16 protein-coding genes are annotated in these 19,477 nt (G+C 67.8%); 5 read left to right on the plus strand and 11 right to left on the minus strand.

Features of this window, described 5'->3' with window-relative positions; all coding sequences use genetic code 11:
* Window positions 1-3: 3 nt before the first annotated feature.
* Complete coding sequence (locus ACCD11_RS13640) at window positions 4-2,331, minus strand: acyl-CoA dehydrogenase (protein WP_413314276.1); 2,328 nt, start codon at window positions 2,329-2,331, stop codon at window positions 4-6.
* A gap of 107 nt (window positions 2,332-2,438) precedes the next feature.
* On the opposite strand from ACCD11_RS13640, the gene ACCD11_RS13645 reads away from it, so the two are divergent.
* The 3 genes from ACCD11_RS13645 to ACCD11_RS13655 are packed head-to-tail and all read left to right on the plus strand — an operon-like array spanning window position 2,439 to window position 5,781.
* Entirely contained in the window at window positions 2,439-3,221 is a 783-nt protein-coding gene (locus ACCD11_RS13645; protein WP_413314277.1) for a citryl-CoA lyase, read from the plus strand.
* Window positions 3,222-3,237: 16 nt separating this feature from the next.
* A complete protein-coding gene (locus ACCD11_RS13650) occupies window positions 3,238-4,401 on the plus strand; it encodes an acyl-CoA dehydrogenase family protein (protein WP_007830338.1) in 1,164 nt (387 codons plus the stop codon).
* 18 nt (window positions 4,402-4,419) lie between these two features.
* A complete protein-coding gene (locus ACCD11_RS13655) occupies window positions 4,420-5,781 on the plus strand; it encodes an MmgE/PrpD family protein (protein WP_413314278.1) in 1,362 nt (453 codons plus the stop codon).
* Window positions 5,782-5,787: 6 nt separating this feature from the next.
* Here ACCD11_RS13655 and ACCD11_RS13660 read toward each other — a convergent pair whose 3' ends face one another.
* From ACCD11_RS13660 to yaaA, 10 genes are all read right to left on the minus strand, one after another.
* Window positions 5,788-6,495, minus strand: coding sequence for an arylmalonate decarboxylase (locus tag ACCD11_RS13660; protein ID WP_413314279.1), 708 nt, complete (start codon window positions 6,493-6,495; stop codon window positions 5,788-5,790).
* 298 nt (window positions 6,496-6,793) lie between these two features.
* Window positions 6,794-7,798 (minus strand): Bug family tripartite tricarboxylate transporter substrate binding protein, encoded by a 1,005-nt coding sequence (locus tag ACCD11_RS13665; protein WP_413314280.1) that lies wholly within the window; start codon window positions 7,796-7,798, stop codon window positions 6,794-6,796.
* Window positions 7,799-7,880: 82 nt separating this feature from the next.
* Entirely contained in the window at window positions 7,881-9,035 is a 1,155-nt protein-coding gene (locus ACCD11_RS13670; protein ID WP_413314281.1) for a mandelate racemase/muconate lactonizing enzyme family protein, read from the minus strand.
* A gap of 99 nt (window positions 9,036-9,134) precedes the next feature.
* Window positions 9,135-10,022: a LysR family transcriptional regulator gene (locus tag ACCD11_RS13675; RefSeq protein ID WP_413314283.1), complete on the minus strand. Its 888-nt coding sequence runs from the start codon at window positions 10,020-10,022 to the stop codon at window positions 9,135-9,137.
* 17 nt (window positions 10,023-10,039) lie between these two features.
* Complete coding sequence (locus ACCD11_RS13680) at window positions 10,040-10,930, minus strand: LysR substrate-binding domain-containing protein (protein ID WP_413314284.1); 891 nt, start codon at window positions 10,928-10,930, stop codon at window positions 10,040-10,042.
* A 79-nt stretch (window positions 10,931-11,009) separates the two neighbouring features.
* Window positions 11,010-11,915, minus strand: coding sequence for an SDR family NAD(P)-dependent oxidoreductase (locus ACCD11_RS13685; protein WP_007830334.1), 906 nt, complete (start codon window positions 11,913-11,915; stop codon window positions 11,010-11,012).
* 124 nt (window positions 11,916-12,039) lie between these two features.
* Window positions 12,040-12,906: an NADPH-dependent 7-cyano-7-deazaguanine reductase QueF gene (gene queF, locus ACCD11_RS13690; protein ID WP_413314285.1), complete on the minus strand. Its 867-nt coding sequence runs from the start codon at window positions 12,904-12,906 to the stop codon at window positions 12,040-12,042.
* Window positions 12,903-13,805: an alpha/beta fold hydrolase gene (locus ACCD11_RS13695; protein WP_007830331.1), complete on the minus strand. Its 903-nt coding sequence runs from the start codon at window positions 13,803-13,805 to the stop codon at window positions 12,903-12,905. The genes queF and ACCD11_RS13695 overlap by 4 nt, the downstream gene beginning before the upstream one ends.
* A gap of 11 nt (window positions 13,806-13,816) precedes the next feature.
* Window positions 13,817-14,659: a 2OG-Fe(II) oxygenase gene (locus ACCD11_RS13700; protein ID WP_007830330.1), complete on the minus strand. Its 843-nt coding sequence runs from the start codon at window positions 14,657-14,659 to the stop codon at window positions 13,817-13,819.
* Window positions 14,659-15,441, minus strand: coding sequence for a peroxide stress protein YaaA (gene yaaA / locus ACCD11_RS13705; protein WP_413314287.1), 783 nt, complete (start codon window positions 15,439-15,441; stop codon window positions 14,659-14,661). The genes ACCD11_RS13700 and yaaA overlap by 1 nt, the downstream gene beginning before the upstream one ends.
* A gap of 105 nt (window positions 15,442-15,546) precedes the next feature.
* Between yaaA and ACCD11_RS13710 the strand changes: the two genes are divergently transcribed.
* Both ACCD11_RS13710 and galU read left to right on the plus strand, forming a co-directional pair.
* Entirely contained in the window at window positions 15,547-18,426 is a 2,880-nt protein-coding gene (locus ACCD11_RS13710) for a valine--tRNA ligase (protein ID WP_413314288.1), read from the plus strand.
* 102 nt (window positions 18,427-18,528) lie between these two features.
* Complete coding sequence (galU, locus tag ACCD11_RS13715) at window positions 18,529-19,419, plus strand: UTP--glucose-1-phosphate uridylyltransferase GalU (protein WP_007830327.1); 891 nt, start codon at window positions 18,529-18,531, stop codon at window positions 19,417-19,419.
* The last annotated feature ends 58 nt before the right edge of the window (window positions 19,420-19,477 follow it).

Raw genomic sequence — 19,477 nt, forward strand, 5'->3', positions numbered from 1 at the left:
CGCTCACGCCGGCAGGTCGAGGACTTGCCGCGCGAGGATGTTGCGCTGGATCTCGTTGGTGCCGCCGTAGATCATTGCGGCCGTGGAGCCGATGAGCGGCGCGAGCACGTTGAAGGTCTGGCCGTCGAGCACCTGGTCGCCGGCCACGGCGCCCTGCTCGTCGCCCGCTTCGACCAGCAGCGCGCCGATGCGGTGGTAGGTCTCGCTGGCCCAGATCTTCAGCAGCGACACCGAAGCCGGCAGCGGCTTGCCCGCACGCACGATGTTCGCGAAGCCCGTGTACGCCGCCGACAGGTCGAGCACGTCCAGCCGCAGCGCTGCGAAGCGCTGCGCGAACACCGGGTCGGCGAACAGGCGCCGCGCCTGCGCCAGCCGCGCGAGCTGACCCAGCGCGTACTGCGACTGCTTGGGGCTGCCGAGGAAGATGCGCTCGAAGCCCAGCAGCGCCTTCGCGATGGTCCAGCCGCCGTGCAGCTTGCCCACGAGGTTCTCGGCCGGCACGCGCACGTTGTCGAAGAACACTTCGCAGAACTCGGGCTCGCCCGCCAGCGTGCGGATCGGCCGGACGGTGATACCCGGTGTGCGCAGGTCGCACAGCAGGAAGCTGATGCCCTCCTGCTTGCGCGCCTCCTTGTCGGTGCGCACCAGCATGAAGATGTGGTTGGCATCCTGCGCGAGCGTGGTCCAGATCTTCTGGCCGTTGACCACGAAGTGATCGCCCTGTGCATCGCGCGCGGGCAGGGCTTCGGTGCGCAGGCCCGCGAGGTCGGAGCCGGCGTTGGGCTCCGAATAGCCCTGGCACCACACATGCTCGCCGCTCAAGATGCGCGGCAGAAAGCGCTGCTGCTGTTCGGTCGTGCCGTGCTGGATGAGCAGCGGCCCGATCATCACGATGCCCTGGTCGGGTGCGCGCGCCACGCCGTACTGCTCCAGCTCCTCGATCCACGCGATGAGCTTGTCGGCGGGCAGGCCCATGCCGCCGTGCGCCTGCGGCCAGGCGGGCGCGATCCAGCCCTGCGCCGACAGCGTGAGGTACCACTCGCGCATCTCGCTCCAGCGTGCGCGGTGCGAGAGGTAGCGCAGCTGCTGCGGATAGCGCTGCTGCAGGAAGGCGCGCACCATGCGGCGGAACTCGGCCTCGGGCATGGTGGACCAGTCTGCCGTGCGCGGGAACTCGCCTTTCCAGGTGGCCGCGCCCGTGGTCGCTTCGGCATCTCCAGCCAGCACGGCATGCCGCCGCTGATGCGCACTGACATTCCCAAGCCACGCCGACAGGCACAGCACCCGCTTGTAGAACAGGCTCAGGTCGCACTCCTGCGTGTAGCCGATGGCGCCATGCAGCTGCACCGAGGTGCGCGAAGCCTGCAGCGCGGCGGCCGTGCAGCGCGCATTGACGCGGCTTGCCTCGGCTTCGAGCCGGTCGACCGTCAACCCCTGCCCTGCCACCGCCAGCACCTCGTTCAGCGTGGCCTGCGCCACTTCGAGATGGATGAACATGTCGACGCAACGGTGCTGCAACGCCTGGAAGCTGCCGATGGGCTTGCCGAACTGGGAGCGCGTGCGCAGGTAGGCCAGCGTCTGCGCCAGCATGGCCTGCCCCGCACCCAGCAGTTCGGCGGATTGAAGGATCTGGCCGGCCGCGAGTGCATGGCGCAAGGCGTCCTGCGCAGCCGGCCCTTCGGCCAGCACGGCCTCCGGCGGCAAGGCGACCTGCTCGAAGCGCAGGTTCGAGGCCTGGCCACCATCGACCAGCGGCACCAGCGCCTCCGTCACGCCTTCGGTGCCGCGCGGCACCCACAGCAGCACCGCGTCGTCGTCGCCGCGCGCCGACACCAGCCAGCCGCTGGCGGCCGCGCCGGGCAGCACCATGAGCTTTTCGCCCTGCAGCAGCACGCCGCCAATGTGGCCGGGCCGCGGCTCGCAGCCGCAGGCCAGCGGCACGGCGCTGAGGTCGCCAGCGCTCTCCTGCCATGCCAGCGCGGGCAGGCTGCGGCCTGTAATCAGTTCGGCGAGCAAGGCGTTCGCGCCCGGCGTACCGAGCCGCGCCAGCAGCAGCGCACTGAGGCCTGCCACGGCCAGCAGCGGCTCGGGTGCCACATGCTCGCCCGCGGCCCGCAGGATTTCCGCTGCGCCGTCGAGCTCCAGTGCGAGACCGCCGGCCGATTCGGGAGCCAGCATGCCGGGCCAGCCGAGCTCGGCGATTGCGCGCCAACCGTGCGCCTCATCGGCATCAGCTTGTTCCATACGCTCGCGCCGCCGCTGGATGGCGCGGCTGCGAACGAAGTAGTCGAGCGCCGCTTCGCGCATCGCCGAAAGTGATTCGAAGTCCATCGCCGCAGCGTGACAGAAGGCCCTGCCGGGCGGCATTCGCATTTGCCGAAGGGAGGGTTTTGCAATCACGCAGCCGCCTCGCGCGATGGAGGGCTAGATTCGGCGCCATGACCAAGATCAAGAAATCCCTGCACACCGAGCTGGGCCACAGCACGCCGGACAAGATCACCGTGCGCGGGCGCGACCTGCCTTCGGAAATCCTCGGCCACCTGAACCTCGGCGACATGGCCTTCCTGGAACTCACGGGCCGCATACCGACGCCGCAGGAATCCGTCACCTTCAACGCCATCGTCGTCACGCTGGTGGAGCACGGCATTACACCCAGCGCGCTGGCTGCGCGCCTCACGTATGCGGGCGCCCCCGAAGCGCTGCAAGCCGCTGTGGCAGCGGGTCTTTGCGGCCTGGGCACGGTGTTCGTCGGCAGCACCGAGGGCGCGGCGAAGATGCTTTACGAAGCAATTCCCTTCGGCGAGAAGCCCACGCGCCCGCTCGCCGACATGGCGAAGGACATCGTGGCCGATCATCGCGCGCGCAAGCAGATCGTGCCGGGGCTGGGCCATCCGCTGCACAAGCCCATCGACCCGCGCACGCCGCGGCTGTTCCAGATCGCGGCGGAGAACGGCTTGTCGAGCCACTATGTCGCGCTGATGCAGGCGGTGCAGGAGGAAGCCGAGCGCGTGTCGGGCAAATCGCTACCGATCAACGCGACCGGTGCCATCGGCGCGATCGCGGCCGAGTTCGGCTTTCCGTGGAAGATCATCCGCGGCTTCGGCGTGATGGCGCGCGCCATCGGCCTCGTGGGCCACATCCTCGAGGAGATCGACGATCCGATGGCGGTCGAGATCTGGCAGCGCGTGGAGAAGGAAGCCGGCGGCCCGCGCCGGGACTGATGAGCAGCAGCAAACAATGAACAACGCCAACGACAAGAACTTCCCCGACATCCGCGACGCCGTGCGCGACCTGTGCACGCAGTTTCCCGATGCCTACTTCCGCAAGATCGACGAGGCGCGCGGCTACCCCGCGGAATTCGTCGACGCGCTCACCAAGGCCGGCTGGATGGCCGCGCTGATCCCGCAGGAGTACGGCGGCTCCGGCCTGGGCCTGACCGAGGCCTCGGTCATCATGGAAGAGATCAACCGCTGCGGCGGCAACTCCGGCGCCTGCCACGGCCAGATGTACAACATGGGCACGCTGCTGCGCCACGGCAGCGAGGCGCAGAAGCGCGCCTACCTGCCGAAGATCGCCAACGGGGAACTGCGCCTGCAGTCGATGGGCGTGACCGAACCCACCACCGGCACCGACACCACCAAGATCAAGACCACGGCCGTGAAGAAGGGCGACCGCTATGTCATCAACGGGCAGAAGGTGTGGATCTCGCGCATCCAGCATTCGGACCTGATGATCCTGCTGGCGCGCACCACGCCGCTGGCCGACGTGAGGAAGAAGTCCGAAGGCATGTCGATCTTCATCGTCGACCTGCGCGAGGCCATCGGCAAGGGACTGACGGTGCAGCCCATCCTGAACATGGTGAACCACGAGACCAACGAGCTGTTCTTCGAGAACCTCGAGATTCCGGCCGAGAACCTGATCGGCGAGGAAGGCCAGGGCTTCAAGTACATCCTCGACGGGCTCAACGCCGAGCGCACGCTGATCGCCGCGGAGTGCATCGGCGACGGCTACTGGTTCATCGACCGGGTAACGGCCTACACCAAGGAGCGCGTGGTGTTCGGCCGCCCGATCGGGCAGAACCAGGGCGTGCAGTTTCCGATTGCCGAAGCGTTCATCGAAGTGGAAGCAGCGAACCTGATGCGCTATGAAGCCTGCCGCCTGTTCGACGCGCACCAGCCCTGTGGCGCACAGGCCAACATGGCGAAGTACCTGGCGGCCAAGGCGAGTTGGGAGGCGGCCAACGCCTGCCTGCAGTTCCACGGCGGCTTCGGCTTCGCCTGCGAATACGACATCGAGCGCAAGTTCCGCGAGACGCGGCTCTACCAGGTGGCGCCGATTTCCACCAACCTGATCCTGAGCTACGTGGCGGAGCACATGCTCGGCCTGCCACGCTCGTTCTAAATGAGGGATGCGATTGCCATGAACGCTGTGGACCACCCGAGCAAGGTGCTCGCGACCTTCGCCGCCGAGCTGAGGTTCGACGCCATCCCCGCCCCCGTGCTTCGCCGCACCGAGGACCTGATGCTCGACTGGCTGGGCTCCGTGCTCGCCGCGCGCACCGCACGGCCGGTGCGCAGCATCGAACGACTCGCGCAGATGATGGGCCCCGCCGAGGGGCCCAGCGAGCTGCTGATCTCGCGCCGCACCAGTTCGCCGGTGTTCGCGGCGCTCGTCAACGCGGCGGCCTCGCACTTCGTGGAGCAGGACGACGTGCACAACGGCTCGGTGTTCCACCCGGCCGCCGTCGTCATCGCGCCCGCGCTGGCCGTGGCGCAGAGCGTCGGCGCGAGCGGCGCGCAACTGCTCACCGCGGTGGTGGCGGGCTATGAGGTCGGAATCCGAGTCGGCGAATTCCTCGGCCGCTCGCACTACAAGACCTTCCACACGACCGCGACGGCGGGCACGCTCGCCGCTGCAGCAGCGGTCGGCCGCCTGCTGGACCTCACGCCGCAGCAGATGCTGCACGCCTTCGGCTCGGCCGGCACGCAGTCGGCCGGTGTGTGGGAGTTCCTGCGCGATGCGGCCGACTCCAAGCAACTGCACTGCGCGCACGCGGCGGCGAGCGGGCTGATGTCGGCCTACCTTGCGCAGGACGGCTTCACCGGCGCGGCGAAGATCCTCGAGGGCGCGCAGGGCCTGGGCGTCGGCATGTCGAGCGATGCCGATCCGGCGAAGCTCGTCGATGGCCTCGGCACACGCTGGACACTGGCCGAAACCTCCTTCAAGTACCACGCCTCCTGCCGCCACACCCACCCCGCCGCCGACGCGCTGCTGCAGGTGATGACGCAGAACAAGCTCAAGCCCGCCGACGTGTCGCGCGTGACCACGTACGTGCACCAGGGCGCCATCGACGTGCTGGGCCGCGTGACGGTGCCCGCGACCGTGCACCAGGGCAAGTTCTCGATGGGCACGGTGCTGGGCCTCATTGCCGTGCACGGCCGCGCAGGCCTCGGCGAGTTCGACCGCGACTTTCTCGCGCCCGAAGTCTCGGCCTTCCGCGACAAGGTGACGATGCAGCTCGACGCCGAAGTCGACACTGCCTACCCCGCGCGCTGGATCGGCAAGGTCAGCGTACACACCGCCGACGGCCGCACGCTGCAGGGCCGCGTCGACGAACCCAAGGGCGACCCCGGCAACAGCCTGAGCCGCACCGAGATCGAGGACAAGATGCAGCGCCTGGCGCACTACGGTGAAGGCGTGACGGCAGACGAGGCGAAGGCGCTGTGCGAGCGTGTCTGGCAGTTGGCCGATACGCCGCGCGTGGGCCGCTGGCTGGGCTGAGCGAGATCAGGCGAAAAGGCGCCCCTGGCCGGGCAAGCGCGGATCGAGGCCCGCGGTGCCGACGAGGTCCCAGAAGCCCGCGGGCGAACTGGAGACCACGGGCACCTGCAGCCGGGCCTCCACTTCGCGCACCGCGTCGAGCGTGACCAGCCCCCCGCAAGAGATCAAGACCCCATCAGCGCCGGGCTGTGCATCGAACACCTTGATGCACAGATCGACCAGCACCTGCGTAGGCACCTGCCCCACGACCTGCACATCGGAAATCGACAGCCCTTCGAGCCCCAGCGTCTCGATGTCGCTCTGCTCCAGGTAGCGCCGCAGATGCACGTTGACCTCGTCAATGTAGGCCGTGGCCACCGCCACGCGCCGCACGCCGAGATGCCGCAACCCGCCGACGACGGCGTTGCTCATCGTGGTGCAGGGCAGTCCAGTGGCGCGTGCCATCTCGGCTTCGAGCTGCTGGTTGAACGCCGCGCCGCGAAAGAAGCTCAGCGAGGTGCCCATGAGCGAGACCGCGCTGACGCCCTCGTCCTTGAGCGCCACGGCCTTCTCGACCACCGAATCGATGACGTCGAGATAACCACGCGTGGAGATTTCGCCGAGGCCCAGGCCTCTCGCGCTGAAGCGGATGCGTTCGCCGTAGAGCAGCGGGCCATCTACTGGCACTGCGCCGGCTGCGGGGGGCACGATCAGGCCCAGGTGGGGTTGCGTCATTTCAGTTGCTCCGATTGATGTTGAGTGCTCTTTGTTCGAGGCGTGTGCACAGGCCACCGGGTACTCCCCTCCGCGAATGTCCCCCGCCCTTCGGGCTCCTCCTTTATTTCGCTGCGGGGAGCACCCGATGCCCTGTGCGCAGTGGGCGCTCTGCCCGTGTCGGCGGTTCGAGCGCTCTGCTGAACGATCGCGACGGCGGGGTGCCTTGCGCAGCGAAATAAAGGGGGAAGCCGCAGGCCGGAGGACATTCGCGGAGCAAGGCACCCCGTCGGCGTGAGCGCCCCACGATCAGAAAACCTCAGTTCCCCTCAGCCACGATGTGCTGGTCAGAAATGATCTTCTTCCACCGAGAAATCTCCGCAGCCATGTCCTTCCCAAGCTGCGAAGGCGTTGCATAGGCGCGCAGCGTGCCCTGCGCCGCAGCCGCGGTCCCGGCCTCCGGCGTATCGAGCACCGACTTCACCGCAGCCGACAGCTTCTCGACCACATCGTTAGGCGTGCCCGCGGGTGCCAGCACGAAAATTCGCGGCGCCACGTCGAAGCCCGGCAGTGCATCGGCCAGCGGCGGCACGCTCTGCGCGCCTTCGAGCCTGGCCGTGTTCATCAACGCCAGTGCGCGCAGCTTTCCCGCCTTGGCCTGCGCCATGCCGGCCGTGGCGCTCACCACGCCGATGGGAATCTGGCCGCCGATCACGTCGGGCACGATCTGCGCGGCGCCGCGGTACGGCACGTGCACCACCGAGCTGCCGGTCGCCTGCTTGAGCATCTCGAAGCCCAGGTGCTGCACCGTACCGACGCCCGAAGTCGCGTACGAGTAGCGCGCGGCGTTGGCCTTGAGTTCCTTCACCAGTTCGGCCGGCGTCTTCGCCGGAAAGTCGTTGCCCGTGACGATCATCAGCGGCGAGATGAAGGCGCCCGCCACCGGCTTGAAGCTCGTGAGCGGGTCGATGCCGATCTTCGGCTGCAGCAGCTTGGCGATCAGCAAGGCACTGTCACCCATCATCAGCGTGTAGCCGTCGGGCGGCGCCTTGGCGACGAACTCGGCCGCGATGAGGCCGGTGGCGCCGGTGCGGTTTTCCACCAGCACCTGCTGGCCCAGCGCCGCCGACAGGCGCACGCCGAGCAGGCGCGCGACCGCATCGACCCCGCCGCCGGCCGAGTAGCCGACCACGAGCCGGATCGGCTTGTCGGGATATTTCTGGGCCCACGCCGCCGGCGCCGCGAGCGCGCACGCAAGGCCCAGGGCCGCCATTGCGCGCAAGGCATGGCGGCGCGCGGGGCGAATCGCTTGTCTGGCTTTCATCTTGTCTCCGTTGTCTGGATCGGAATCGCCGGCTGTCTGTCGCGGCCCGGTCGTGAAGGAAAGTGTCGCCTGCCCGGAAGGCTCAGGCCTTGCCCTTGCCGTGCGAGGTCGGCAGCTTCGCCAGCTCGCGCACGCGCTCGGCGTTGGGCGCGAAGCCCAGGCCCGGCGTCTCGGGCAGCGTGAGCCAGCCTTGGTCGGGTACCGGCAGGCCGTCGAAGATCTGCTTGAGCATCTGCACCGCGACGTAGTGGTACTCGACCAGCCCGCCGTTCGACACGCCCGCGTGCAGGTGCATGTTGTGGAAGGGCCAGGCGCCGCCGTTGTCGATGGGCACGTTGAAGGCCTGCGCCATGCCGGCGATCTTCAAGCACTGCGAATAGCCGCCGGAGATGGTGACGTTGGGCTGCAGCACGTCGGCCGCATGGTTCACCAGCAAGTCGCGAAAACGGAAGGCCAGGCCTTCGTTCTGGCCGCAGGCGAGCGGGATGGTGGTGCGCGTGCGCAGTTGGGCCATCTGGCGCACGTCGTTCTGCGTCAGCGGCTCCTCGAAGAAGCTGATGCCGTAGGGCTCGATGCGGCGCGCGAGCTCGCTCGCATGGAACAGGTCGAGGCCGCAGTTGGCATCGACATAGAGCTTCACCTCGGGGCCCGCGGCCTCGCGCACGGCGGCCACGCGGCGCACGTCCTCGGCGATCACCTCGTCGAGCGGACGCGGCTCGTCGCGGCGTGCGAGTGCGTGGTTGCCGACCGTCATCTTCAGGCGCTGGAAGCCCTGCGAGACCCAGAGCTTCGCAGCGGCCGCGAGCTGGTCGCGCTCGAAGAAGCCGAAGCCGAAGGTGGCGTAGACCGGCACCTTCGACCGTGCGCCGCCCAGCAGGCGCCACAGCGGCTGGCCGAGCGCCTTGGCCTTGATGTCCCACAGCGCGATGTCGAGCGCGGCAATGGTGTGGCTGGCATAGCCGGTCTGGCCGCGCGGCGAGAGCAGCCAGTAGAGCTTTTCCCACAGGCGCTCGGTGGTCATCGGGTCTTCGCCGATGAGCGCGGGGCCGGCCACCTCGCGCACGGCGGCGGCGATGATTTCCTCCTCGGTGATGGCGGTCATGCCGTGGCCGACGAGGCCGGTGTCGGTCTCGATCTCGGTGAGGCACAGCGAGAGCGAAGTCTGCTTGTTCAGGCCGACCACGTCGATGGTCACGGGGATGTTCAGCGGCGTGGCGCTGACGCGAACGATCTTCAAGGGTGTCTCCTTTGGTTTGCGCGATCTTTGCGCGCGCACCGCGGGAGAACAATTCGTTTTTGGCGGACGCAAGGCTTCGTGCGGCGCGAAGCCTCGTGCTCAGTCCGGCAGGCCGAGGTGTTCCAGCACCGAGCGCGCCGCGACCGTCAGGTCTTGCTGCCTGCGCACGCACAGCAGGTGGCGCCGCACCGCCCAGGGCGCATCGAGCTTCAGACAGCGCAGCCGCAGGATCTGCAACTGCGGCAGGATCGCCGCATAGGGCAGCACGCCGATACCGACGCCCTGCTCCACCATGCGGCACACCATGTCGAAGCTCCCGACCTGCATGCGCACCTTGAGCGGCGCCTGCGCCTCCAGTGCGGCGGCCAGCAGCACGCGGTGCAGCGCCGTGCCTTCGCGCACCACGATATGGTCGTAGCGCAGCGCCTCGTCCACGCCGATGCGCCGGCGCCGCGCCAGCGGGTGGTCGCGCGCAACCACCACGGCCAGTTCGTCGTTGCGGTAGGGCAGGCATTCGAGCCCGTCGGCCGGCGTGTTGCCTTCGATCACGCCGATATCGGCCAGCCCTGCCTGCACGGCCTTGACCACCTCGGTGCTGGCGCGCTCCTGCAGGTCGATCTTGAGCACGGGGTGCAGGCGCAGGAAGGAGCCGATCTGCGCCGGGAGGAACTGCGCGATGGTCGATGCGTTGGCCGTGATGCTGACCACGCCCGCCACGCCGTTCTGGAAGTCGTCGAGCTCGGCGCCGAGCCGGTCCATGGCCGAGAGCACGGCGCGCGCATGCAGCAGCAGGCCGTGGCCCGCCGAGGTCAGCGTGACGCCGCGCGCATGGCGCACCAGCAGCGGCAGCCGTGCGCGGGCCTCGAGGTCGGAGATGCGCTTGCTGGCGGCCGCAAGCGCGATGTGGCAGCGCTTCGCGCCCTCGCTGATGCTGCCGTGGTCGGCCACGGCCACGAACAGGCGCAGCGACTTCAGGTCGGCGGACATGACGGCCAACAACGCCTTCAGGGCGCGACGAGGTGGTCGAACAGCTCGCGCGCCGAGGCCGGCAGCTGCTCGCGGTTGCGCGCGATCAGCTTGAGTTCGCGCTCGGCCCAGGCATCGCTGAGCGCGACGATGGAGATGCGCATGGCCATCGCGAGGCGCTGCGCCGACGACGACGGCAGCACGCCAACCCCCACGCCCGCCTCGATCATCAGGCAGATCGCCTCGAAGCTGCTGACCTGGATGCGCGGGTTGAAGCCGCGCCCCGCGAGTTCGGCACGGCGCTGCAGGAAGCGGTGGATGGCGCTGCCATGGTGCAGGCCCACGTGCTGCTCGTCGAGCGTGTCGGCAAAGGCCACCGAAGGGGCGCCCGCGAGGTGGTGCGTGAGCGGCACCACCAGCACGAGCTGGTTGCGCCCGAACGCTCGAGCATCGAACTCGCCGGTATGCACGTCGCCGGCAAGGATGCCGATGTCGGCCTCGCCGTCGGCCACGGCGCGCACGATCTCTTCGCTGAGGTATTCGCGCAGGTCCACCTGCACGGCCGGATGCTGCGTGAGGAAGCCCGCGAGCTTCTGCGGCAGGTACTCGGTGATCGAGGTGGTATTGGCGAACACGCGCACATGGCCCTTGATGCCCTTGCCGAAGTCCTGCATGTCGCAGCGCAGGTGCTCCATCTGCTGCATCACGCGCTTGGCATGGTAGAGCACGGCCTGCCCCGCGGCCGTGAGGCTCACGCCCTGCGCGCTGCGATGCAGCAGCTTGCCGCCCACGGCCTCTTCCATCTGCTTGATGCGCGTGGAGGCGGCGGCCAGCGAGATGCAGGCCTTCTCGGCGCCGCGCGTGAGGCTGCGCGCCTCCGCCACGTAGACGAACAGTTTCAGGTCGAACAGGTCGAAATGCAGGTTCACCGGTCAGGCGCGCGAGGAAGGAAAGTAACGCGCATTGTCCGGCGAATGGCGCCGTGCGCGCCCGCCTGCGGGTTTGTCCTCAGACGGGGTCCCAGCTGAACACGTCGGCCGAGCGGTCGAGCGGGAAGAAGCTCGCGCGCATCGCGGGCATGGCGTGCTCGGCGATGCTCTGCGGCGTCCAGCCCTCGGAGCGGTGGATCGAGCGCACCGGGCGCGGCTGGCTGATGAGCGAGATCTCGTTGTTGCGCACCGAGAAGATCTGGCCGTTGACCGCACCCGCCGCCTCGCTCGCGAGGTACACCGCCAGAGGTGCGACCTTGGCCGGCGTCATCTGCTTGATCTTGTCGACGCGGGCGCGCTGCTCGTCGGTGTCGGTGGGAATCGCGCCGATCATGCGGCTCCAGGCAAAGGGCGCGATGCAGTTCGAGCGCACGTTGAATTTCTGCATGTCGAGCGCGATCGACTTCGACAGCGCGACGATGCCGAGCTTGGCGGCCGAGTAGTTGGCCTGGCCGAAGTTGCCGATCAGGCCCGAGGTGGAGGTCATGTGCACCAGCGCGCCCGCGTTCTGTTCCTTGAAGTGCACGGCCGCCGCGCGGCTCACGTGGTAGGCGCCGTAGAGATGCACCTTGAGCACCGAGTCCCACTCGTCGACCGACATCTTGTGGAAGAAGCGGTCGCGCAGGATGCCCGCGTTGTTGACCGCCGCGTCGATGCGGCCGAAGCTGTCGAGCGCGCACTGCACGATACGCGCCGCGCTGGCGGCATCTGCCACGCTGTCGGTGTTGGACACGGCCTGGCCGCCGGCCGCACGGATCTCGTCGACCACCTGCTGCGCGGGGCCGGCGCTGCCGCCGGCGCCATCGAGCGCGGCGCCGATGTCGTTGACCACCACTTTCGCGCCGTGGGCCGCCATGGCCAGCGCGATGTCGCGCCCGATGCCGCCGCCCGCGCCCGTGACGACGACCACTTTTCCTTCAACCATGTTTGTCTGTGCTCCGGAGGTTCTTTCGACCGCGGGTTCGCGGGCATATTTCAGAATGCCACAGGCGAAGCGAAAGCGGGTTTCAGGTTTCCGAAGAGGGCCTTCGGCGCGGCCCCGGGGACGGCTATTGGCGCGCCGTGCGGATGTTCGCCGGCAGCGCCTGCGGCCAGCTCGTGCGAAACGGATTGATGTCCAGCCCGCCGCGCCGCGTATAGCGCGCATACACCGCGAGCTTGGTCGGCTTGCAGCGGCTCCAGATGTCCGTGAACATGCGCTCGGCGCACGGTTCGTGGAACTCGTTGTGGTTGCGAAAGCTCACGATGTACGCCAACAGCCCGGCCTGGTCGATGGGCGGGCCGCTGTAGCGGATCTGCACGCTGCCCCAGTCGGGCTGGCCGGTGACAAGGCAGTTGCTCTTGAGCAGGCGGCTGGTGAAGGTTTCGTTCACATGCACCTGCGTGGCATCGCTGCCCAGCAGCTCCGGCGCGGGCTGGTAGTGGGTGCACTCGATGTCGAGGCGGTCAAGGTCGAGGCCGTCGAGTTCGTGCACCGGCTCGCGGTCGAACATGTCGGGCGCCATCAGCTTCACGCCGATGCCGGCCGACTGGTCGCTGCCGCGCCACGCGGCTTCGGACAGGTCCGCGCGCAGGCGCTCGCGCACCGCGTCGGCGCTCGCGAACTGGCTGTTGTTGAAGCTGTTGAGATAGAGCTTGAAGCTCTTGCTCTCGATGATGTTGGGCGTCTCGCACGGAATGGTGAAGTGCACGATGGCCAGCTGCGGCTTGCCGCGCAGGTTGAGCCAGCTCACCTCGAACGCGGTCCAGAGGTCGGCGCCGAAGAAGGGCAAGGCATCGGACCTGATGCCCATGGCCTCGCGCTGCGTGGCGCGCGCGATGGGAAACAGCAGCGTGGGGTCGTAGCGGTCGGCGCAGGCCGAGGCGCGGCCGAGCTGCGATTGCTCGGGCGTGTTGGAGTTCGGGTCGTGGCTCATGGTGTGGCGTTTCTGGCCTCCGCTGCATGCGCGAACGGAGCAATGTGGTTGGCGAGGATGGTGCACACCTCGGGCGGCAGGTCGTGGCCCATGCCGGGGATGGCGACGAATTGCGAACCGGGAATGCGCCTGGCGGTGTCCTCGCCGCAGGCAATGGGCACGAGCGCATCGGCGTCGCCGTGCAGCACCAGCGTGGGCGACTGGATGCGCGCCAGCACCTGCGGCCGGTCGGCATCGGCGCCGACGGCCAGCATCTGCCGCATCAGCCCGGCCGGGCGGTATGCGCGGCGCATGCTGAAGGTGAGGCGCGCGGCCAGTTCTTCGTCGCTCTGCGGGTAGGCGGGGCTCTGGATCAGCCGCAGCAGCCGAATGCTGTGCGCGACCAGCGCAGCCTCGTCGCGGCCCACCGGACGGCGCATGAGCATGGAGGCCACCTCGCGGCGCGGCCCGGGCAGGCCGCGTGCGCCGCTGGAGCTCATGATGCTCACAAGGCTGGTCGTGCGCTGCGGTGCGGTAGCGGCCATGCGCTGGGCGATCATGCCGCCCATGGAGGCACCGACGATGTGGGCCCTTTCAATGCCCAGCGCATCGAGTACACCGAGCGAATCAAGGGTCATGTCTTGCAGCGTGTAGGCAGAGCGCACCGGCAGGCCGAGGCGATGGCGGATGGTTTCCCACACGACGTTGCCCACGCCCGCATGGTCGAAGCCCTGGCTCAGGCCGATGTCGCGGTTGTCGTGGCGCACCACGCGAAAGCCCGCGTCGACCAGCTGCTGCACGAAGCCCGTGGGCCATGCGACCAGCTGCATGCCCAGGCCCATGATGAGCAGGATCACGGGGCGACCCTCGCCTCCGGTGTCGTCGACTTCGATCTGCAGGCCGTTGGCGGTGACTTTCATCGGCTTCTTGCTTACTTGAACTCGCGCTCGCGCAGCCACTTGGTGGCGACCCACTTCTCGCCCGCCAGCACCGGCGCGCCGCCGTGCAGCGTGCGAGTGACGGGGTCGGGCCGGTCATAGCTGAAGAACACGCCGCAGCCGCGCACCGGCGCCACTTCGAGGCCCACGTCGGGGAAGGTGGTGGCGCCGCCGCCTTCGGGCTCCTGCAGGTACATCACCAGCGTGGCGACACGCTGGCCGCCGCGCTTGAGGATGGTGGGCGTGCCGGGTTCGCCGGGGTCGAAGTAGTCGTAGTGCGGGCGGTACTGCGCGCCGGGGGCGTAGCGCAGGATCTGCAGGCCCTCGCCGTATTCGAGCGGCCAGCGCAGCAGCGTGGCGAGGCGCTGCTCCAGCCGCGCGACGATCTCGTTCTCGCCGCGTTCGAAGAACATGCCGTCGCTGGTGCGGTCGACGTTGAGCACCTCGCCGCCGGTGCGGGTCTCCACGGTGAGCGAACGCGCGAGCCGAACACGCGCCGCAGCGATCAGGCCTTCGCACTCCTCGGCCGACAGCAGGTTGCCGAACACGACGACACGCGGATGCCGCATGGTCTGCAGCACCTGCACGCGGCGGTCGCCGGCATCGAGGTACAGCGGCGCACCGTCGAGGTCGGGGCCGGGCATTTTGGTGCGCACGGGCGGCAGGGCCACCTCCACGTTGGGGAATCCGGCCTCGAGCTGGGCCAGCGCCGTGTCGGCGGCGGCATCGTGCCAGCCGGCCGCGCGCATGGAAGCGCGCAGCGCTGGCACCGAGTGCCCGGCCGCGAGCTGGGCCACCAGCCACTCGCGCAGTTCCGGACTGATCGGTTGCGACATCAGACTTTCCTCCTGAACACCAGCCTTTCGGCTGTCGATGCTTCTGCATCGAAACCATAACCCTCGAGGTCGAACTTTTCCAGTGCCTTGGGCGTCGCCGCCTTGTGCTGCACGGCCCAGCGGGCCAGCAGGCCGCGCGCGCGCTTGGCGAAGAAGCTCACGATCTTGTACCTGTCGCCCTTCCACTCCTCGAACACGCATTCGACCACACGGGCCTTGAGCACCTTCTTGTCGACCGACTTGAAGTACTCCTGCGAGGCGACGTTGACGACCACCGGCGTGCGGTCGGCCGCGAGGCGCTCGTTGAGGTGCTCGGCGATGCGCGAACCCCAGAAGGCGTAAAGGTCCTTGCCGTGGCGATTGGCCAGTTGCGTGCCCATCTCGAGGCGGTAGGGCTGCAGCAGGTCGAGCGGGCGCAGCAGGCCGTAGAGGCCGCTGAGGATGCAGACGTGGTCCTGCGCCCAGGCCAACTGCCCCTTGGTGAGCGTGCGGGCATCGAGGCCGCCGTAGACGTCGCCGTCGAAGGCGAAGGCGGCCTGGCGGGCGTTCTTCTCGGTGCTCTTGCCGGACCAGGCTTGGTAGCGGGCCACGTTCAGGGCGGAGAGCTTGTCCGACAGGTGCATCAGCTCGGAGATCTGCTGGGGCGACTTCTCGCGCAGCAGCCTGATCAGCTCGACCGAGGGGCCGCGCGGAGATTCGAAATGGGGTTGAGTGGCGGGGATTTCAGAGGGAACCGGAGTGTCGTAGTCGAGCGACTTCGCAGGGGAAAGCAGGAACAGCATGGCGGAATTATCAGTGGCTGCCGTGACGCCGGGCCGCGCCGGTAAAATCGCGGGCTATCCCACCCTGCCTCCCCACGGCTCCCTGAAGGGCCGTTCCGTATTCCCATGAGCGAACCCACCACTTCTCCCGCCCAGCCTGGCCTGGACAGCCTTTCCAAATCGTTCGAGCCCGCCGCCATCGAGGCGCACTGGGGCCCCGAATGGGAGAAGCGCGGCTACGCCAAGGCCGGCTTCAGAGGCACGCAGCAACCCAAGGAAGGCGCCGAATCGTTCGCGATCCAGCTGCCGCCCCCCAACGTGACGGGCACGCTGCACATGGGCCATGCGTTCAACCAGACGATCATGGACAGCCTCGCGCGCTACCACCGCATGAAGGGCGACAACACGCTGTGGTTGCCGGGCACCGACCACGCGGGCATCGCCACGCAGATCGTGGTGGAGCGCCAGCTGCAGGAGCAAAAGCTCAGCCGCCATGACCTGGGCCGCAAGAACTTCGTGGCGCGCGTGTGGGAATGGAAAGAGAAGTCGGGCAACACCATCACCGAGCAGATGCGCCGCATGGGCGACACGGTGGACTGGAGCCGCGAATATTTCACGATGGACGACGATCTCTCGAAGGTGGTCACGCACACCTTCGTGAAGCTGTATCAAGAAGGCCTGATCTACCGCGGCAAGCGCCTGGGCAACTGGGACCCGGTGCTCAAGACCTCGGTGAGCGACCTCGAAGTCGAAAGCGAAGAGGAAGACGGCTCGCTCTGGCACATCGCCTATCCGCTGGAAGACGGCAGCGGCACGCTGACCGTGGCCACCACCCGGCCCGAGACCATGCTCGGCGACACGGCCGTGATGGTTCATCCGGAAGACGAGCGCTACAAACACCTGATCGGCCAGCGCGTGAAGCTGCCGCTGGTCGACCGGCTGATCCCGATCATTGCCGACGACTACGTCGACAAGGAATTCGGCACCGGCGTGGTGAAGGTCACGCCCGCGCACGATTACAACGACTACGCCGTCGGCCAGCGCCACAAGCTCGAGATGATCGGCGTACTCACGCTCGACGCGACCATCAACGACAACGCCCCCGAGAAGTACCGCGGCCTGGACCGCTTCGTGGCGCGCAAGGCCATCGTGGCCGACCTCGACGCGCTGGGCCTGCTGGTCGAGGTGAAGAAGCACAAGCTGATGGTGCCGCGCTGCGCGCGCTCGGGCGCCATCGTCGAGCCGATGCTCACCGACCAGTGGTACGTGGCCATGACGCGCCCCGGCGCCGACGGCCAGTCGATCGCGCAGAAGGCCATCGACGTGGTGAAGTCGGGCGAGGTGCGCTTCGTGCCCGAGAACTGGGTCAACACCTACAACCACTGGATGGAGAACATCCAGGACTGGACCATCTCGCGCCAGCTCTGGTGGGGCCACCAGATTCCGGCCTGGTACGACGAGGAAGGCAATGTGTACGTGGCCGAGACCGCGGCCGACGCGCAGGCCAAGGCGCCGGGCAAGAAGCTCGTGCGCGACGAGGACGTGCTCGACACCTGGTACTCGGCGGCGCTGGTGCCCTTCTCCTCGCTGGGCTGGCCCGCGAAGACGCAAGACCTCGACCTGTACCTGCCCTCGACCGTGCTGGTGACAGGCTACGACATCATCTTCTTCTGGGTCGCCCGGATGATCATGATGACCAAGCACTTCACCGGCAAGGTGCCGTTCAGGGACGTGTACATCCACGGCCTGGTGCGCGACGCGCATGGCAAGAAGATGAGCAAGTCGGAAGGCAACGTGCTCGACCCGGTGGACCTGATCGACGGCATCCAGTTGCCCGCGCTGCTCGACAAGCGCACGCAGGGCCTGCGCAAGCCCGAGACGGCACCCGCAGTGCGCAAGAACACGCAGAAGGAGTTTCCGGACGGCATTCCGGCCTTCGGCGCCGATGCGCTGCGCTTCACCTTCGCGTCGCTGGCCTCGCTGGGCCGCAGCATCAACTTCGACTCGAAGCGCTGCGAGGGCTATCGCAACTTCTGCAACAAGCTGTGGAACGCCACGCGCTTCGTGCTGATGAACTGCGAAGGCCAGGACTGCGGCCTGCTGGAACACACGAAGGAAGACTGCAAGGTGGGTGGCAAGGCCCACGGCTACCTGAAGTTCAGCCGCGCCGATTTCTGGATCGTGTCGCAGCTGCAGCGCGTCGAGGCCGAGGTGGCCAGGGGCTTCGAGGAATACCGACTCGACAACGTGGCCACCGCGATCTACCAGTTCGCCTGGGACGAGTTCTGCGACTGGTACCTGGAAATCGCCAAGGTGCAGATCCAGACCGGCGACGAGGCGCAGAAGCGCGCCACGCGCCGCACGCTGATCCGCACGCTCGAGACGCTGCTGCGCCTCGCGCATCCGGTGATTCCGTTCATCACGGAAGAGCTGTGGCAGAAGGTATCGGCGGTTGCAGGACGTGAGGGCGAGTCGATCATGGTCGCCGCCTATCCGAAGAGCCAGCCCGAGAAGATCGACGAGGCGGCCGAGGCGCACGTGGCGCGGCTGAAGGCGCTGGTCGATGCATGCCGCACGCTGCGTGGCGAGATGAACGTGTCGCCGGCCACGCGACTGCCGCTCTACGCGGTGGCCGACGACGCCGAAGGCGCGGCCTTCCTGCGCGATTCGGCGCCGGTGCTCCAGGCGCTGGCAAAGCTCAAGGAAGTGAAGGTCTTCGACGACGAGGCTTCGTGGTCGGCCGCGGCCGAGGCGGCGCCCGTGGCGGTGGTCGGCGCTGCGCGCCTGTGCCTGCACATGGAGATCGACAAGGCGGCCGAGAAGCTTCGCATCGGCAAGGAAATCGCGCGCATCGAAGGCGAGATCGCGAAGGTAAACGGCAAGCTCGGCAACGAAGCCTTCGTTGCGAAGGCGCCGCCAGCGGTGATCGAGCAGGAACGCAAACGCCTGGCTGACTTCACGGCCATGCTGGAGCGTTTGCGCGATCAGCTTGTGCGTCTTGGCTGACACACGAGGGGCCGGGAAGGCGTTTAGGATGTTGAGAACGGTTTCGCGCCGCGCCGTCACATCATCCCGCACCCCCCTTTGAAGAAAGACGCTGTACTGCCCATGTCCACTTCCTCGACCCGCATTCGCAAGGCCGTATTCCCCGTTGCAGGCTTTGGTACTCGCTTCCTGCCAGCCACCAAGGCACAGCCGAAGGAAATGCTGCCCGTGGTCGACAAGCCGCTGATCCAGTACGCCGTCGAGGAAGCCTACGCCGCGGGCATCCGCGACATGATTTTTGTGACCGGGCGCAACAAGCGTGCGATCGAAGATCACTACGACACCGCCTACGAACTCGAGAGCCAGCTCGAAGCCAGCGGCAAGGATGCGCTGCTCAACATCGCGCGCTCGGTGTCGCCCGACGACATGACATGCTCGTACGTGCGCCAGCCGCGCATGCTGGGCCTGGGCCATGCGGTGCTGTGTGCCGAGCACCTTGTGGGCAACGAACCCTTCGCCGTGCTGCTGGCGGACGACCTGATGGTCGGCCCCGAGGGCGGCCAGCCCGTGCTGGCGCAGATGACCGCGGTTTTCAGCCGCCTCGGCGGCTCGCTGCTTGCGGTGCAGGAAGTGCCGCTGGCGCACGTCAAGCGCTACGGCATCGTGGCCGGCGACGTGATCGAGGAAGGCCTGGTGAAGGTCAACCGCATGGTCGAGAAGCCCAAGCCCGAAGACGCGCCCTCGCGCCTGGGCGTGGCCGGCCGCTACATCCTCACGCCGGGCGTGTTCGACGAGATCCGCAACCAGCCCAAGGGCGCGGGCGGCGAGATCCAGTTGACCGACGGCATCGCCGCGCTGATGAAGAAGGAATCGGTCTACGCCTATTCGTACAAGGGCATCCGCTACGACTGCGGCAGCAAGGAAGGCTTTCTGCAGGCGTCGGTGGAACTGGCGCTGGCCCACCCCGAGGTGGGCGCGGAGTTTCGCGAATACCTCAAGAGCCTGAAGCTGTAGCCGCTTCTTCTTCGGGCTCCATCGTGAACGAAGGAAGGGCCGCTGACGCGGCCCTTTT

Source organism: Variovorax sp. Varisp36 (assembly GCF_047304235.1).
Lineage (GTDB): Bacteria > Pseudomonadota > Gammaproteobacteria > Burkholderiales > Burkholderiaceae_C > Variovorax.

Bases quoted from the DNA above. Each gene is read 5' to 3' on its own strand.
- ACCD11_RS13660 (WP_413314279.1), bottom strand. From the start codon at position 6,495: ATGACGCAACCCCACCTGGGCCTGATCGTGCCCCCCGCAGCCGGCGCA.
- ACCD11_RS13685 (WP_007830334.1), bottom strand. From the start codon at position 11,915: ATGGTTGAAGGAAAAGTGGTCGTCGTCACGGGCGCGGGCGGCGGCATC.
- queF (WP_413314285.1), bottom strand. From the start codon at position 12,906: ATGAGCCACGACCCGAACTCCAACACGCCCGAGCAATCGCAGCTCGGC.
- ACCD11_RS13675 (WP_413314283.1), bottom strand. From the start codon at position 10,022: ATGTCCGCCGACCTGAAGTCGCTGCGCCTGTTCGTGGCCGTGGCCGAC.
- ACCD11_RS13695 (WP_007830331.1), bottom strand. From the start codon at position 13,805: ATGAAAGTCACCGCCAACGGCCTGCAGATCGAAGTCGACGACACCGGA.
- ACCD11_RS13640 (WP_413314276.1), bottom strand. From the start codon at position 2,331: ATGGACTTCGAATCACTTTCGGCGATGCGCGAAGCGGCGCTCGACTAC.
- ACCD11_RS13710 (WP_413314288.1), top strand. From the start codon at position 15,547: ATGAGCGAACCCACCACTTCTCCCGCCCAGCCTGGCCTGGACAGCCTT.
- ACCD11_RS13650 (WP_007830338.1), top strand. From the start codon at position 3,238: ATGAACAACGCCAACGACAAGAACTTCCCCGACATCCGCGACGCCGTG.
- galU (WP_007830327.1), top strand. From the start codon at position 18,529: ATGTCCACTTCCTCGACCCGCATTCGCAAGGCCGTATTCCCCGTTGCA.
- ACCD11_RS13645 (WP_413314277.1), top strand. From the start codon at position 2,439: ATGACCAAGATCAAGAAATCCCTGCACACCGAGCTGGGCCACAGCACG.
- ACCD11_RS13665 (WP_413314280.1), bottom strand. From the start codon at position 7,798: ATGAAAGCCAGACAAGCGATTCGCCCCGCGCGCCGCCATGCCTTGCGC.
- yaaA (WP_413314287.1), bottom strand. From the start codon at position 15,441: ATGCTGTTCCTGCTTTCCCCTGCGAAGTCGCTCGACTACGACACTCCG.
- ACCD11_RS13700 (WP_007830330.1), bottom strand. From the start codon at position 14,659: ATGTCGCAACCGATCAGTCCGGAACTGCGCGAGTGGCTGGTGGCCCAG.
- ACCD11_RS13655 (WP_413314278.1), top strand. From the start codon at position 4,420: ATGAACGCTGTGGACCACCCGAGCAAGGTGCTCGCGACCTTCGCCGCC.